Source organism: Streptomyces sp. 1114.5 (assembly GCF_003635085.1).
Taxonomy (GTDB): domain Bacteria; phylum Actinomycetota; class Actinomycetes; order Streptomycetales; family Streptomycetaceae; genus Kitasatospora.
On the sequence record NZ_RBXE01000001.1, the window covers coordinates 1,734,482 to 1,750,331 of the forward strand.

13 protein-coding genes are annotated in these 15,850 nt (G+C 74.1%); 10 read left to right on the forward strand and 3 right to left on the reverse strand.

Translation table 11 applies throughout. From position 1 onward, the window contains the following. The first annotated feature begins 137 nt into the window (after positions 1-137). Entirely contained in the window at positions 138-1,355 is a 1,218-nt protein-coding gene (locus BX285_RS07520) for a TetR/AcrR family transcriptional regulator (protein ID WP_121174759.1), read from the forward strand. A 125-nt stretch (positions 1,356-1,480) separates the two neighbouring features. Here the strand turns inward: BX285_RS07520 and BX285_RS07525 are convergent, their stop codons facing one another. After that, positions 1,481-1,804 (reverse strand): hypothetical protein, encoded by a 324-nt coding sequence (locus BX285_RS07525; protein ID WP_097237294.1) that lies wholly within the window; start codon positions 1,802-1,804, stop codon positions 1,481-1,483. Positions 1,805-2,059: 255 nt separating this feature from the next. On the opposite strand from BX285_RS07525, the gene BX285_RS07530 reads away from it, so the two are divergent. From BX285_RS07530 to BX285_RS07565, 8 genes are all read left to right on the forward strand, one after another. Further along, entirely contained in the window at positions 2,060-3,973 is a 1,914-nt protein-coding gene (locus BX285_RS07530) for an ATP-binding protein (RefSeq protein WP_097237295.1), read from the forward strand. 64 nt (positions 3,974-4,037) lie between these two features. Continuing rightward, positions 4,038-6,461 carry a hypothetical protein gene (locus tag BX285_RS07535; protein ID WP_121174760.1) on the forward strand — a complete coding sequence of 808 codons (2,424 nt, stop codon included), beginning with the start codon at positions 4,038-4,040 and terminating at the stop codon, positions 6,459-6,461. Between the two features lie 207 nt (positions 6,462-6,668). Further along, a complete protein-coding gene (locus BX285_RS07540; protein ID WP_097237297.1) occupies positions 6,669-7,322 on the forward strand; it encodes a DedA family protein in 654 nt (217 codons plus the stop codon). A gap of 83 nt (positions 7,323-7,405) precedes the next feature. Beyond that, the gene (locus tag BX285_RS07545; protein WP_097237298.1) at positions 7,406-9,355 is read left to right on the forward strand and encodes a threonine/serine exporter family protein; all 1,950 of its coding nucleotides are present in this window, start codon (positions 7,406-7,408) and stop codon (positions 9,353-9,355) included. Between the two features lie 97 nt (positions 9,356-9,452). Beyond that, the gene (locus tag BX285_RS07550; RefSeq protein WP_220783904.1) at positions 9,453-10,535 is read left to right on the forward strand and encodes a hypothetical protein; all 1,083 of its coding nucleotides are present in this window, start codon (positions 9,453-9,455) and stop codon (positions 10,533-10,535) included. Between the two features lie 242 nt (positions 10,536-10,777). Then, entirely contained in the window at positions 10,778-12,091 is a 1,314-nt protein-coding gene (locus BX285_RS07555) for a C40 family peptidase (protein ID WP_121174761.1), read from the forward strand. Positions 12,092-12,181: 90 nt separating this feature from the next. Continuing rightward, a complete protein-coding gene (locus BX285_RS07560; protein WP_121174762.1) occupies positions 12,182-12,703 on the forward strand; it encodes a GNAT family N-acetyltransferase in 522 nt (173 codons plus the stop codon). 56 nt (positions 12,704-12,759) lie between these two features. Next, complete coding sequence (locus BX285_RS07565) at positions 12,760-14,046, forward strand: GNAT family N-acetyltransferase (RefSeq protein WP_121174763.1); 1,287 nt, start codon at positions 12,760-12,762, stop codon at positions 14,044-14,046. 130 nt (positions 14,047-14,176) lie between these two features. Here BX285_RS07565 and BX285_RS07570 read toward each other — a convergent pair whose 3' ends face one another. Both BX285_RS07570 and BX285_RS37170 read right to left on the reverse strand, forming a co-directional pair. After that, entirely contained in the window at positions 14,177-15,031 is an 855-nt protein-coding gene (locus BX285_RS07570; protein WP_259470458.1) for a TetR/AcrR family transcriptional regulator, read from the reverse strand. Between the two features lie 10 nt (positions 15,032-15,041). Then, complete coding sequence (locus BX285_RS37170) at positions 15,042-15,191, reverse strand: hypothetical protein (protein WP_179852834.1); 150 nt, start codon at positions 15,189-15,191, stop codon at positions 15,042-15,044. Between the two features lie 32 nt (positions 15,192-15,223). Between BX285_RS37170 and BX285_RS07575 the strand changes: the two genes are divergently transcribed. After that, positions 15,224-15,763, forward strand: coding sequence for a GNAT family N-acetyltransferase (locus tag BX285_RS07575; RefSeq protein ID WP_097237302.1), 540 nt, complete (start codon positions 15,224-15,226; stop codon positions 15,761-15,763). Positions 15,764-15,850: the final 87 nt, after the last annotated feature.

Here is a 15,850-nt window from a genome sequence, read left to right on the forward strand (position 1 = left end):
GGTCGGAAGGGGCGGTAAGTGAATCCTTGCTAGCCTTCCGGGAGTGCCCGGAGGCGTCCGGGGGTGCCCGGGGATTTCCGGGAGCGTTCGGCGAGTGTCCGGGAGCCGGGCCCGGGAAGACGGCGGGGAGGCGCGCGATGGTGGTCCGACGGCCGCCCGGGCGGCGTGCCCAGATCCTCGCGGTCGCCGCCGAGCTCTTCCACCGCAGCGGCTACCACCAGGTGTCGATGTCCGAGGTGGCCGCCGGGGTCGGCATCACCGCTCCGGCGCTCTACCGGCACTTCCGCGGCAAGCCCGAACTGCTCGACCACGTCGTCCGGTTGGGGCTGGACGCGCTCGCCGAAGGACTGCGTACGGCCCGCACCACCGGGGAGATCGGCGCCGCGCTGGCCGCCGTCGCGGTCGGGCACCGCCCGCTCGGCACCCTGGTGCAGCGCGACGCCCGGCTGCTGCCGCCGGCCCGACGGGCGGCCCTGCGCCGCGAACTGCGTGCGGACGTCACCCTGATGGCCACCGCGCTGCGCGCCGAACGCCACGAACTCACCGCCGCAGACGCCGAGTTGCTCTGCTGGTCGGCGCTCTCGGCCTGCGCCGGGCTGTCCTACCAGTCGGCCGCGCCGCAGCCCCGCCGGGCCGAGGCGCTGCTGCGCGAGCTGGTCGCGGCCGTCCTCGCCGTGCCGCTCTCCGGTCCGGCCGCCGGCCACCCGGCCCCTGCCCCCGCGCCCGCGCCCGTCACCGCGTCCGCGCCCGCGTCCGTCACCGCGCCCGCGCCCGCGCCCGCCGCCGCGCCGGAGGCCAGGCCGCAGGCACGCCGGGAGGAACTGCTGGCGGCGGCCGTCCGGCTGTTCCACCAGCGCGGCTTCGACAACGTCAGCACCGACCGACTCGGCGCCGCCGTCGGGATATCCGGTCCGAGCGTGTACCGGCACTTCGACAGCAAGGCGCAGCTGCTCGCCGCCTCGCTGGTGCGCAGCCGCGAGCGCCTGTGGCACGAGGTGGACGGTGCCATCGCGGCCGCCGACGGCCCGGAGGCGGCGCTGGCGGCAGGCCTGGGTGCGTACGTCGGCTTCGCGCTGCGCAATGGCGACTACCTGGGCGCGATGCTCAGTGAGACGGAGCGGCTGGCCCCGCCCGACCGCCGGGCCGCCCTGGACTTCCGGCGGGACTTCCTGCGCACCTGGGTCGGCCTGCTGCGGCAGGTGCGTCCGGAGTGCGACGCGGCGGCCGCCCGGATCCGGGTGCACGCGCTGTTCGCGCTGGTCAACGACGGGGTGCGGAACCGTCCGCACAGCGCCCGGCCGGACCTGGGGGAGTGCCTGCTGCGCCTCGGCCGGGCCGTCCTGGGGCTCTCCTGAGGAACCCGGCCGAGGAAGCCGGCCGGAGAAACGGTGGGGCCGGGTGCCCGCCTCCGACGACAGGACGTCGGGGCGGGCGCCCGGCCCCACCAGGCGCGGCCGTACGGCCTGGCAGACGTAACGGCCTAGGACAGGACGTGCGGGTAGTACACCTGGGTGTCGGAGTTGCCGTTGCCCTGCAGGGCGCCGACGTTCCCGCCGTTGCCGGTCACGGCGAGGCCGTTGTTCTGGTTGCTCGCACCCGAACCGGTGGCCGTCTGCTGGGTGTTGACCACGTTGCCGTGGACGTTGCCGATGACGTTGCCCGAGCCGACGTTGCTCACGACGCTGCCGTTGGAGTGGTCGATCGCGCCGGCGCCGTTGTCGGCGTGCGCGGTGGCGGCACCGACACCGACGAGGAGGAACGCCCCGAGGGCGGTGACGGCGGCGGCTGCGCGAATACGGGACACGCTGGTCTCCCTGACTGGAAGTGCGAATGGTGGCGCGATCCGGAGTGGCCGCTCCGCAGCGCCGTTGCCTGACGTCGCCCGTCCAGCATTCACCAGCGGTGTGGACGAACTCCACCGAATGGGTGGCAGTTCCTTCGATGGTGGAGGTCCGGTCAATTCCGAATTGACCGTATTCCGTCATATCGTCATTCCGCCCTGAGGGCACGGGAAGAAAGAAATGGTCGACGGATTGTCGCACTGGCACACTGAGGACCCATGTCTGAAGGTGTCCAGCCCGTCCAGCCCGATCCCACCCCCGCCGAGGACCTTCGGACGACCGAGGTCGATCTCGGCGGCCTGGTGAACGTCCTCGCCACCCACCTCTACTCCACCCCGCTGGTCGCGCTGCGCGAACTGGTCCAGAACGCGCACGACTCGCACACCCGCCGGCTCCTGGAGGACCCGGACGGCGACCACCGCCCGCAGATCCGGGTGCGCGCCGACGCCGCCCGCCGGACCGTCGCCATCGAGGACACCGGAGCCGGCCTCACCGAGCCCGAGATCCACTCCTACCTCGCCACCGTCGGCACCGGCTACACCCGCATGCTGCGCGAACTCACCGGCAACCAGGAGCTGATCGGCGCCTTCGGGCTGGGCTTCCTCTCCGCCTTCTCGATCTCCGACGAGGTCACCGTCACCACCACCTCGCACCGCGAGCCGCAGCTCGGCCACCGCTACCGCAGCCGCGGCGGCGAGCAGTACCGGGTCGACCCGGTGCCCGCCCGGCCCCGCCCCGGCACCGTGGTCGAGCTGGCGCTCAAGGCCGAACACGCCCACCTCGCCGACGAGTCCGTCCTGCGCGACGTCCTCGCCCGGTACTGCGTCCTGCTGCCCATCCCGGTCTACGTCGGCGAGGACGAGCAGCCGGTCAACTCCGTCGAAGTGCCCTGGCGCCGGCACGTGGAGGGCGACCAGCACGCCGCCCGGATGCGCTTCGCCGCCGCCTTCGGCCGCCGCTTCGAACCGCTCACCGCCTTCCCCGTCCGGCCGGTCGACGGCGTCACCGACGCGATCGGCCTGCTCTGGGTCCAGGACGGCGGCACCTACGGCAGCAGCGACAACCGCGACCTCGCCGTCTACCTGCGCGGCATGCTGCTCGCCGAGGACGCCCGCGACCTGCTGCCCGGCTGGGCCGGCTTCATCGGCGGCGTGGTCGAGTCCAGCCGGCTCACCCCCACCGCCAGCCGCGAGGACCTGCAGCGCGACGAGCACTACCGCGCCCTGCAGAAGGCCCTCACCGACGCCATCGTGGACGGCCTGTACGAGACGGCCCGGCTGCGGCCCGCCGCCTGGCGCCGCATCCTCACCCGGCACGGCCAGGACCTGCTCGGCGCCGCGCTCTGCGACGAGCGGCTGTTCACCCTGCTCGCCGACGACGTCCCGGTGCCCACCTCGCAGGGCGACCTCACCGCCGGGGCCCTGCGCGCCGCCGGAGGAGGAGCGGTGCACGTCGCGCTCGGCAGCGGCGGTGGCTTCGAGGAGATGCTGTACCGGGCGATGCGGGTGCCGATCGCCCGCGGCGACCGCTACGCCGTCCTGCCCTTCCTGCGCCGCTACGCCCAGCTGCGTGGCTGCCGGCTGGTCGAGCTGGGCAGCGAGCAGGGCAACCGCGAGCTGTTCCGCGACCCGGAGCGCCCGCTGCCGGAGCAGGAGTCGGCCTGGCTGGCCGGAGCCCTGGCCGACCCGGGCGAACAGCTCGTCCCGGCCCGCTTCGACCCGCCCGGCCTGCCGCTGGTGCTGGTCCCGGACCGCGAGGCCGAGCTGAAGGCCCGGATCGAGGACGACCAGGCGGACGCCCGGATCCCCTCCGCCGCACTGCGGCTGGCCCGCGCCTTCACCGCCCGCACCGACGGCGAGGTCAAGGCCCGGCTCTACCTCAACCTGGCCTGCCCGGCCGTCCAGGACCTGCTCACCGCCTACCGCACCGGGCACACCGGCAGCGCCACCGCGGCCGGGCTGCTCCGCTCGCTCAAGGTGATCATGGCGGCGGCCTCCTCCGGCCCCGTCGAGGGCGACCTCACCGCCGCGCTGTCCGGTGTCGGCACCGCGGTCTCCGCGCTGACCGCCGCCGTGCCGGCCGGCCTGCCGGACGTCCCGGACAGCCCCGGCGCCCTCGCGGACGAGGCGTGACGGACGGATTGTCAGTGGTCCGCGATAGACAACTCATCAGCACGACGCACGGGGAGTACCGAGCATGACCACCGACATCTGGGGCTGGGTGCGCGACGCGCACCGGCAGCTGGTCGAGTCCGGCCACCACCGGCTGGCCGACGCCATCATCGAGCTGCCCGAGCACGCCACCGAGGGGCACAACGAGCAGCTGGACGCGCTCTACCCGGAGGCGGTCGCCGCCGCGCGCTCGCTCGGCCTGCCCTGGGTCGAGGTCTACCTGCGGCACTGGCGGATGCAGAACCTGCTGAACAAGCGCCAGCAGGGCGAGGCGGTGATGTCCGAGGTGGTCGACCTGCTGGACTTCGCGCACCGCGAGGAGACGGCCGGCTGCCCGCAGTCCGTCTGCGTGGTGCAGGACTTCGCGATCTGTCACGCCCGGGTCGACGGGCCCGGGTACGTGACCGAGCGGCTGGAGGTGGTCGGCGAGACGCTCGACCGGATCGACCCGGGCCGCGCCTGCTACGACTGCCTCTCCCGCGAGTACTCCGACGCCCTGGAGGACGACGGCCGCCCGGCCGAGGCGCTCGACCACCTGGACACGGCTGCCAACCGGATGCGGACGGCGGGCCAGCGGGTCTCGCTCCGCTTCCAGCAGGCCCGGGCCGGCACCCTGCACCTGCTGGGCCGGCACGAGGAGGTGCTGGAGCTGCTGGAGACGGCCGAGCGGGCCGAACAGGCCCAGGGTCACCAGCTGGACGAGCGCGACCAGCGCTGGGGCGCCCTGCTGCGGGCCCGCGCGCTCGCCGCGCTCGGGCGGACGGAGGAGGCGCTGGCCCTGCTCCCGTCCCGCTCCGAGGCCGAGCACCACGCCGACCTGCGGCCCACCTGGACGCAGACGGTCGAGCTGCTGGTCGCGGCCGGTGCCTGGGAGAACGACGCCGAGCTGGGCGCCGTCCTGGCCGGCTGGGTCGGCTACCTGGACGGCGTGGGCGCGCACCGCCCGTGCGTGGACCTGCTGCTGGCGGCGGGTCGGCTCGCGCTCGCCCGCGGCGCCCGCACGGTGGCGCTCACGCTCGCCGCGACGGGGGAGCGTAAGCTCACCCGACTGCGTCGCACCGACGGCGTGTCACAGGAGGTCGCGGCCCTGCGCGCGGCCGCCGAGGCACTGCCGCAGCCCGAGCTGCCCGTCCCGCCGGGCGAGCTGACGGCACACCTGGCCGAGGCCGGGGTGCCCTTCGAGACCGGCGCCGACCTGCTCTCCGTCGCCCTGGACCGGTACCGGGGTGAGCAGGCCGGCGCCACCGAGCTCGCCGTGCTGCTGGCCACCGTGCTGGGCGGCCTCGGCCACGCCCGGGCCGCCGCCGACCTGCTCTGGCAGCGGCTGGAGGCCGACCCGGAGAACGGCGAGCTGACCGGCACGCTCGGCGAGATGCTGATCCAGGCCCGGGACGCCGAGGGCGTGCGCCGCCTCGCCGACCGGACGGCCGTCGGCGCGCCGGCCGAGGCGCACTGGATACGCGCCCGCTGGGCCGCCGCCGAGGGCCGCTGGGCCGAGGTGCTGGAGCAGTGCCAGGCGATCCTGGCGCTGGACGACGAGGTGCTCAACACCCGCCGCCTCGCCGCCCGCGCCGCCACCGAGCTGGGCGACCACGCCACCGCCCAGCGGCTCTACCAGGAGCTGCTGGAACGCGCGCTGCCCGCCGCGGACTCCTCGGAGGATGCGGATGGCACGTCGGTGGACTCCTCGGATCCCTCGGATCCCTCGGACTCCTCGGACTCGTCGGAGGACGACCACCGCAGGGTCCAGGAGCCCGACCTCTGGCACCTGATCACCGCCGCCAGCGCCAACCGGGACTGGGCCGCGGTCCGTTCGGCCGGCGCGCTGCTCGGCATCGAGTTCGACGAGCCCGAGGGCCCGGTGGACGAGGAGTGGCAGCTGATCACCGTCCGCGCCGCCCGTACCAACGGCGCCACGGCCGACCTGCCCGCCCTGCGGACCGGCCCGGCCACCGCCCGCATCCTGCCGGTGCTCGGCGACGGCCTGACGCTCAACCACGGCGACGTGGTGGTCTTCGCCCCGGCGCTGCTGGAGCAGCCGCCGGGGGACGAGGCCCCCGAGGCCGAGCGGGTGCGCTGGCGCCCGGTGTTCGAGATGCTCACCCTGCTCGACCCGGCCGGGTACACCACCTACTGGATCGACGGCTGCTGGCCCGGCGACGAGGCCTGGGGCACTCTGCGCGAGGAGCTGCAGAAGGCCGGGTTCGCGGTCTGGGCCTACAGCGGGGAGCAGTACCGGGTCACCGACCCGGCCGACGAGGACGAGACGCTGCCCGGGATCTACGCGGCCCTCGGGGTGCCGCCGACCGCCTCGGCGGCCGAGGCCGACGCCCTGCTGCACCGGCTGACCGGCGCTTGGCAGCACCCGCTCGCCTGGCCGGCCCTGGCCGAGGCGGCCGGTGCGGACCTCACCCGGCACGAGGAGATCGTCGAGCGCTACGGGCTCTGACCGGCTGCTGACCGGCTCGCGGCCAACTCCTGACCGGCTCCTGACCGGCTCCTGACCGGCTCCGCACGACCACCGGCCCCGGCGGGCCGCCCCTCCCGGGGCCCGCCGGGGCCGTGCGCGTCCGGGAACCATCCGGCCCCCGACCGAGTCTTTGACAATGCTTTACCCTTTCATTGCCAAGACTCGACCCCCGGGAGTGCCCGCACCGTGACCAGCCTCGCCCTCGGCCCGTCCTGGCTCGATCCGACCACCCTGATCTCCACCTTCGGCCTGTTCGGCATCCTGGCCGTCGTCTTCGCCGAGTCCGGCCTGCTGATCGGCTTCTTCCTGCCCGGCGACTCGCTGCTGTTCACCACCGGCCTGCTGGTGGCCGGCGGCACCTACCTGCACCAGCCGCTCTGGCTGGTCTGCGCGCTGATCGTGGCCGCCGCGGTGGCGGGGGACCAGGTCGGCTACCTCTTCGGCCGCAAGGTCGGGCCGGGCCTCTTCCGCCGTCCCGACTCCCGGGTCTTCAAGCAGGAGAACGTCGAGAAGGCCGCGGCCTTCTTCGAACGGCACGGGCCCAAGGCGATCGTGCTGGCCCGCTTCGTGCCGATCGTGCGCACCTTCACCCCGATCGTCGCCGGGGTGAGCAGGATGAACTACCGCAGCTTCGTGGTCTTCAACGTGGTCGGCGGCGTGCTGTGGGGTGGCGGGGTCACCGTGCTCGGCTACTTCCTGGGGCAGATCCCGTTCGTCCGGGACAACATCGAGGCCATCCTGGTCGGCATCGTGCTGGTCTCGGTGGTCCCGGTGGCGGTGGAGCTGCTGCGGGCCCGCCGGTCCGGCTCGGCCCGGGCCGCCGGCCACCGCGCCGGGTAGCCGCCCGCCACCGCGCCGGGTAGTCGCCCGCCACCGCCCCGCCACCCAGGCTGCGCGCCGTCGCGTACCTGGACGTCCCGTACATGTGCGTCCGGCTGTTCGATCAGGCAAGGTGTACCCGAGATCGAGCGGTGGCCGGCGGCCACCAGGGGCGGCAAGGAGCGGAAGTGCCTAAGCGGGGCCGACCGGGTGCGGGCAAGCGGGCGAGGGGAGGCCGGGCGGCGGGGCAGCCGCGGCGGACACCCCCGAAGCCGGTGCACCCCGCCGACGCCCCGCCCACCGAGGGCCTGCTCGGCCACCCGGCCCCGCCCGTCGAGCCCACCATCGTGGTCCCGCTCGCCCCGCCCGTCCCGGAGACCAGGGGCCTGCTGGCACCCGAGCACGAGCCGCACCCCGAGCCGGCCGTCGAGCCGCACCCCGTCGAGCCGCACCCCGAGCTGACCGTCGAGACGCGCCTGCCGGGTGCGGCTGCGGCGGCTCCCGAGGACGCCCGCCCGGCCCGGCGCCGCTCGGTCGCCGAGGACACCCTCACCCCCGAGGAGTGGCGGGCGGCCGGCTACACCCCGCCGACCGGCATCCCGATCCCGGAGCTGACCGCCGGCGCTCCCGGCGAGGCGCCCTGGCCGGACCGGATGCGCACGCTGCTGCGCACCCCGATGTCCGAGCGCCCCTCCTTCGAGCGGACCGCCCGCGAGCTGCACCCCTCCGCGGGCGCCACCCGCAACGTGCCCCGCATCCTCGACCTGACCCTGCGCATCGGCGAGCTGCTGCTGGCCAGCGGCGAGGCCGCCGAGGACGTCGAGGCGGCGATGCTCGGCATCGCGCACGCCTACCGGCTGGACCGCTGCGAGCCGCAGGTCACCTTCACCCTCATCGGCATCTCGCACCAGCCCTCGCTGGTCGAGCCGCCGGTCACCGCCGACCGCGTGGTGCGCCGGCGCACCTCCGACTACACCCGGCTGAACGCGGTGTACGTGCTGGTCGCGGACATCACCGCGGAGCGGGTGTCGGTCAACGACGCCTACCGCCGGCTCGCCCTGATCCGCCGCAACCGGCACCCGTACCCGGCCTGGTTCCTCGCCCTGACCACCGGTCTGCTGGCCGGCGCGGCGACCTTCCTGGTCGGCGGGCGGGCCGACGACAAGGCCTGGCTGGTCTTCGGCAGCGCCTTCGTGGCGGCCGTGCTGGGCGACCGGCTGGCCTCCGCGCTGGCCAAGCGCCGGCTGCCGGAGTTCTACCAGTTCGTGGCGGCCGCGATGCCGGCCGCGGCCTCCGGGATCATCCTCTCCTTCAACGACTGGGGCCTGCGCGGCTCGGTCGTGATCACCGGCGGTCTGTTCGCCCTGTTGCCCGGGCGCGCCCTGGTCGCGGCCGTGCAGGACGGCCTGACCGGCTTCTACATCACCGCCGCGGCCCGGCTGCTGGAAGTGATCTACCTGGTCGCGGGCATCGTGATAGGCGTGATGGTGATCCTCTACCTGGGCGTCGGCTTCGAGGCGAAGCTGAAGCCGGACGAGAGCCTGGTGGGGATCAGCTACCCGCCGGTCCAGATGGTCGCCGCGATGCTGCTGACCCTGGCCTTCGCGACGCTGCTGCAGACCGACCGCCGCACGCTCGCCCTGGTCACGGTCAACAGCGGCATCGGCTGGGCCAGCTACGGCGCGCTGGTCCACAACGCGGGCGTCAACCCGATCGCGGCCACCGGCGTGGCGGCCGGCCTGGTCGGCCTCTTCGGCCAGCTGATGGCCCGCTACCGCAACGACTCGGCACTGCCGTACGTGACCGCCGCGATCGGCCCGCTGATGCCGGGTTCGGCGCTCTACCTCGGGATGCTCGCCTTCGCCCAGGGGCACTCCAGCGCCGGCCTGGTGTCGGTCTTCCGGGCGGCGGCGATCGCCATGGCGTTGGCGGTCGGGGTGAACCTCGGTGGGGAGATCGCCCGGCTGTTCCTGAAGCTGCCGGTCGGCGCCGAGCTCCCCTCGCTCTACCCGGCGGTGCCGCGCCGGGCGGCCAAGCGCACCCGAGGGTTCTGACCGCGCGTTGAGCGGTGCGGGAGGCCCTTGGAAACCCCAGGGCTCCCGGCCATGTCGCGGCAGGCCCGACGCAGGACCAGGAACGAAGGTAAGACCCATGACCACACTGCTGGACAGCTACCGCGAGCACATCGTCAACGCGCACAAGCAACCGCTGTTCCTGCTGCTGGTCGGCTTCATCACCTCCTTCGTCTTCATCCGCTTCAGCGTCCGGATGATCCGCGCCCAGGTGCGCTGGTGGCCCGGCAACGTGACGCCCGGCGGGCTGCACATCCACCACATGGTGTTCGGCCTGGGCTTCCTGCTGCTCGGCGGCATCGGGGTGTTCGCCACCTACGGCGGTCAGCCGTGGATGGACTGGTTCGGGCTGGCCTTCGGCATCGGCTGCGGCCTGGTGCTGGACGAGTTCGCGCTGATCCTGCACCTGGACGACGTGTACTGGAGCGAGCAGGGCCGCAAGTCGGTGGACGCGGTGATCTTCGGGATCCTGTTCACCGCCCTGCTGCTGATCGGGTACGTGCCGCTGGGCGTGGTGCCCGGGGAGGAGACCCGCTGGGGCGTGATCACGGTGATCTCGGTGAACGCGCTGGCCTCGGTGATCACCCTGCTCAAGGGCAAGGTGTGGACCGGCCTGCTCGGGATCATGGTCCCCGGCCTGTCCTGGATCGGCGCGATCCGGTTGGCCCGTCCGAGCAGCCCCTGGGCGCGCTGGCGGTACACCACGCGCCCCCGCCGCCGGGCGCGTGCGCTGCGGCGCGAGCGCCTGCTGCACCGGCGTGCGGACCGGGCCCGCACCTGGCTGTTCGACCTGATCGCCGGTGCCCCCGACAAGGTGCCGGCCAACCACCCCGCCGCCCACCGGGTGGCCGAGCGGATGGCCGCCCGGGCCAGCGCCCACCTCGACGCGCACGCCGCCCGGGCGCTGGCCCGCCGCCGGGCCCGGCTGGCCGACCGCCGCTCGGTGGCCGCCGCCGGGGCGACGCCGCACGCCCCGGCCGGGGAGGGGCCGTCGTACGGGGCCGTGGCAGCCGGTCCGGGCCGCTTCCACCGGGCGCAGCAGCGCCGCCGTACGGTCCGGGCCGGGCGCAGCCGCACCTACGCCGTGACCCCGACCGGGCTGGAGCGCCGCCCCGAGCGGCACCCCCGGCTGCGGACGCACACCCCCCGGATCCACCGGTAGTTCGTCCACCCTGTGCGCCCGGCGGGAGTTGAGCCAGGGTCGGATCATCTGATGGTCACTCGACCGGCGGAGCGCTTTTCGAGGTGTGAGGGCCGGCGGAATTGAGAACATGGGCGTCATGTGACCGTTCTGTCATGTGATGGGACGAATCGTCGGATTCCCGAGCCGCCCGGCCGCTGCCCGCCCGTGCGCCGCGCGCCGTCCGCCGCCGTCCCCTCCGGACCCGTCAGATGGGATGTCCCGTGGCGCGCAGGTTCCTGCCGACCCTCCTGTTGTCGTTCACCGCCCTGTTCGGGCTGCTTCCCGCGGCCCAGGCCGCGCCGTCCGCCCCGGCTCCGGGTGAACCTGCCACGGGCGAACCTGCCGCCGGCGGGTCGGCCGCCGGCGGACCGACGACCGGCCCCGCCGCGGGGGAGGAGCCGTACCCGAGCACCGAGGAGATCGCCCGCGCCCGCGCCGAGGCCGAGGGCAAGGCCTCCTCGGCCGCCGCCCTGGAGACCGCGCTCACCGCCGCCCGCACCGAACTGGACCGCGCCGGGCGCGGCGCCGAACAGGCCGTCGAGGCCTACAACGGCGCCCAGCTCACCCTCGCCCGGGCCCGCGCCGACGAGGACGCCGCCGCGCGCCGCGCCGCCACCGCCGAGGGCGAGCGCTCGGCCGCCGCCGAGGACGCGGCCCGGCTCGCCGCCGAGACCTACCGCCAGGGCGTGGGCGCCGAACTGTCCGCGCTCAACGCCCTGCTCGGCGCCCACGGCCCGCGCGAAGCCCGCGACCGCGCCACCGCCGTCGGCCAGGTCAGCGAACGCACCCGGCAGATCCTGGACGCCGCCACCTCCACGGCCGCCACCGCTCGCACCGCCTCTGCCGCCGCCCGCACCGCCACCGAGGCAGCCGAGAAGGCCGCCGCCGAGGTCGGCGCGGCCCGGGCGAGGGCCGAACAGCGGCTGGCCGCCCAGCAGAGCGAGGTGGCCGCCGCCGCCCGGCGCCGCGAACACCTGCTCGCCGAACTGGCCGCCGCCCGGCACACCACCGTCGAACTGGAACGCCGGCGCCGCGACGCACTGGAGGCGATCGCCGCCCGCGAGGCCGAGGCCGCCGCCCGCGCCGCCGCCGAACAGGCCGCCCGGGAGGCCGAGGCCGCCGAAGCCGCTAAGGCCGCCGCTGCCGCGCCCCCCGCCCGTCCGTGGTCCGCCGAGGACGCGGCCGCCGCCGTGGCCTTCGCCAAGTCCAAGATCGGCCTGCCGTACGTCTGGGGCGGCGAGGGCCCGGGCGGCTACGACTGCTCGGGGCTGACCATGATGGCCTGGCGCCAGGCCGGCCGACAGCTCAACCACTTCGCCGCCGACCAGTACGCCCAGAGCACCCCGATCGGCTACCGCCAACTGCGCCCGGGCGACCTGGTCTTCTGGACGGACACCGGCCGCGCCGCGGACATCCACCACGTCGGCCTCTACATCGGCGACGACCAGATGATCGAGGCCCCCCGCGTGGGCATGCCGATCAAGCAGGCCAGCCTCTGGATCATGGGCACCCCGGACTTCTACGCCCGGCCCTGAGCCACTGTCGGTGGTCGGCGTTAGCGTGGCCGTTCGGGCCGTTCGGGCTTGTCAGGGTCGTTCTTGTCCGGGTCGTCACGAGGAGGCGCCATGATGCTGAGGGATGTTCGGTCGGAGGACGTCGAGGCGTACGTCCGGATGCGCTGCGACCCGGTGATGATGGCCGAGTTGGGCGGCCCGCTGTCCCGGGAGCAGGTGGAGGCCCGGCTGCGCAAGGACGTGGTCGAGGTGGCGGCGGACCGCTGCTGGGCCAAGATGATCGTCCCGGACGGCGCCGAGGACGGCGAGGTCGCTGGCGCGGTCATGCTCTGGCCGCAGGAGGAGGACGGCGCGGCGTACTCCGAGATCGGCTGGATGGTGCTGCCCGAGTACCAGGGGCGCGGCCTGGCCAAGACGGCCGTCCGCCGGGTGCTGGACGCCGCCGCCGCGGACGGCCGCTGGGGCGAGGTGCACGCCAACCCGGGCGCCACCAACGGCCCTTCCAACGGCATCTGTCGGGCGCTCGGCTTCCGGCTGCTCGGCGAGCGGGACCTGGACTTCGCCGGCCGCATCCTGCGCACCAACCACTGGGTCGTGCTGCCGGGGAAGCACACCGGATCGGGTGCGGAATGAGTCGGGCACGGAATTGATCGGGTGCTGCTCCGGGGGCCCCGCCGTACGGTGGCCCCATGGGCAACAGCACAGACCACGCGGCCGTCGACACCGTGAACGGGCTCCGGGTGCGGGCGGTTTCCGAGGACGAGGTGCCGGCCTGGGACCGCGCGCTGACCGTCGGCTTCCTGCGCCCGCACGTGGACAGCGCGGCGGAGGTGCGCCGCCGGCAGTGGGAGCCGGGCCGGATGCTGGCCGGCTTCGACCGCGACGACGACCGCCCGATCGCCACCTTCCGCAGCTACGACGCCGAACTGACCGTCCCCGGCGGGGCCGTCATCACCGCCGACGCCGTCACCCACGTCACGGTCAGCTCCACCCACCGCCGCCGCGGCCTGCTCAGCACGATGATGCGCCGGGACCTCACGGCCGCCGCCGGGCGCGGTACGGCGGTCGCCATCCTGATCGCCGCCGAGTACAACATCTACGGCCGGTTCGGCTTCGGCCCGGCCACCCGGGGCGCCGGCTGGCGCGTCGACCTGCGCCGGACCCGGGGCCTGCGCGAGGGACTGCCGGGCGTCCCCGGCGGCCGGATCGACTTCGTGACCATGGCCGAGGCGCGCGAGCTGGGGCCCGCCCTGCACGAGCGCTGGCGACGTACCCAGCCGGGCGCGATCGACCGCGACGAGTTGTGGTGGCAGCGCAACACCGGCGAGGTGCGGGTGCCCGGCTTCGACTTCACGGAGCCGTTCGCGGCCGTCCACCGGGACGCCGACGGCGCGGTCACCGGTCTGGTGGCCTACCGGGTCGACGACAAGTGGGACGGCGCCTACCCCGACTGCACGCTCACCGTCGAGGAGTTCATCGCCCTCGACCTGCCCACCAAGGTCGAGCTGTGGCGCTTCCTGATGTCCGTCGACTGGGTGGCCAGGATCGTCGTGGCCAACGCCTCCTCGGACGACCCGCTGCCGCTGCTGCTCCAGAACCCTCGCGCGGCCACCCCGCAGGACGAGAACGCCGACTTCATGTGGCTGCGCGTGCTGGACGTCGAGGCGGCGTTCGGCGCCCGGACGTACGGCGCCCCCGGCCGGGTGGTGCTGGAGGTCGAGGACAAGCTCGGCTTCGCGTCCGGCCGTTGGGCGATCGAGGCCGCCCCGGACGGCACCGGGACCTGCACCCGCACCACCGACGAGGCCGACCTCGTCCTCGGGGCCCCGGAGTTGGGCTCGCTCTACCTCGGCGGGGAGAGCGCCCCTCGGCTGGCCGCCGCCGGGCTGCTCACCGAACTGCGCCCGGGCGCGGCCGCCGCCGCGGACCTGCTGCTGCGCACCCCGCTGCGGCCCTGGAACCCGGACATGTTCTGAGCCGGCCGGATCGGCAGGATGTGGGAAGGGCCGGCCCTCCGTGGCGGAGGACCGGCCCTTCCTCGTCTCCGAGTCTCCGATTCGTTGCCGGTTCGCCGTCGACTCGTCTTCGATTCGCTTGCGGTGGGCGCTACTTGACGGCCGTCTTGCCTATGGTGGGCAGGATGAAGTCCTGGATCAGGCCCTTGGCGTCGCGCACGATCGGGCGGAACACCCGGTAGCGCGACAGGTTGATCACCCGGGCCGTCAGCGGCGTCGAGCGCCGGACGAACTCCCTGGTCCGCTCGGTGTCCGGGGTGCGGTCGAAGACCCAGTAGAGCACCACGATCATCAGGTACAGCCAGAGCACGTCGGGCAGCAGCTCGACCAGTTCGGCGTCCAGCTTCGGCGCCAGCTCCGAGCCCTGCAGGACCTCGCGGAACAGCTCGACGGCCGTCGCCCGGGCCGGGTGGGACTCGTTGGAGAACGGGCTGAGCGAGCTGGTCGGGTCGGCCGCGGTGCGGAAGAACTGCGCGGAGAACTCGTGGTACGGCGCGGCCGTGTCCAGCCAGGAGTCCAGCGCGATCCTCAACCGCTCGGAGAAGTCCCGGGTGTGCGCCATGCGCCGCCTGGCGTCGGCCGCGTGGTCGTAGGTCATCCGGTCGTAGAACCCCTGGATCAGGAATTCCTTGGCCGAGAAGTAGTAGTAGGCGTTGCCCACCGAGACGCCCGCCTCGGTGGCGATCGCGCGCATGGTGGTCTTCTCGTAGCCCCGCTCCTGGAACAGCCGCATGGCCGTCTCCAGGATCAGCGCCCGGGTCGCCTCGCTCTTGTCGGTCTTCGGCCGAGCCCGGCCGCCGGGCAGGGGCCCGCCTTCGGCGCCGGCCACGGCCTCGGTGCCGGGCCCGCCTTCCGTGCCGGGTACGGCCCCGGCGCCGGGTACGGCCGAATCCTCGGCCGTACCGTTCTCGTCGTCCGTTCGGTTCGTCGCTGCCAGGTCGTCCACGGGGACGAGCCTAGCCGGAGACGAGGTTCCAGCCGGTGTCGGTGTTGTCGGTGTTCATGGCACCGGATGCCCCCTCCGCATCCGGTGCCACGAACGCCGTCCCCCGTGATTCGAACACGTTCAAAAACTTGGTGAAACTGTAGGCGCTTCGGTTGAACATGTTCAACTCCATTTCTGTGGGAGGCTTGTCACATGATCAGTTCAGGGCAGACCGTCATTCGGCCCGGCGAGGTGCAGGACGCCGAGTCCATCGCCGAACTGCACGCCCACAGCTGGCGCACCACCTACCGCGGGATCGTCCCGGAGGAGGCGCTGGGCGACGGGATGGTCGCCCAGCGGCGCGAGCTGTGGAAACTGCGGCTGGACGCCGACTACGGCGAGCCGGAGAACACGCCCCGGCTGCTGATCGCCGAACGGGCCGGAGAAACGGTCGGGTTCGTCTACCTCGTCCCGCAGCCGGACGGCCGGGTCCTGGTCGACAACCTGCACGTACGTCCCGGCCTGACCGGCGGCGGCATCGGCCGGGACCTGCTGGCCGCGGCCCGGGCCCACGTCGCCGAGCGGCATCCCGGAGCCGAGCTGTTCCTGGAGGTACTGCGCGACAACACCCGCGCGATCGCCTTCTACGAGCGCGAGGGCGCGGTACGGGTCCGCGCGCAGGAGGGTGTCTTCCCGGGCGGGTTCGTGCTGCCCGAGTACGTGTACGCCTGGCCGGGGCGCACGGAGCAGTAGGCCGGATCGGGGTCGTGGACCGGACCGGGGTCGTGGACCGGACCAGGGTCGTCGGCCGGACCGGAGTCACCGGCCGGAGTGGGGTCG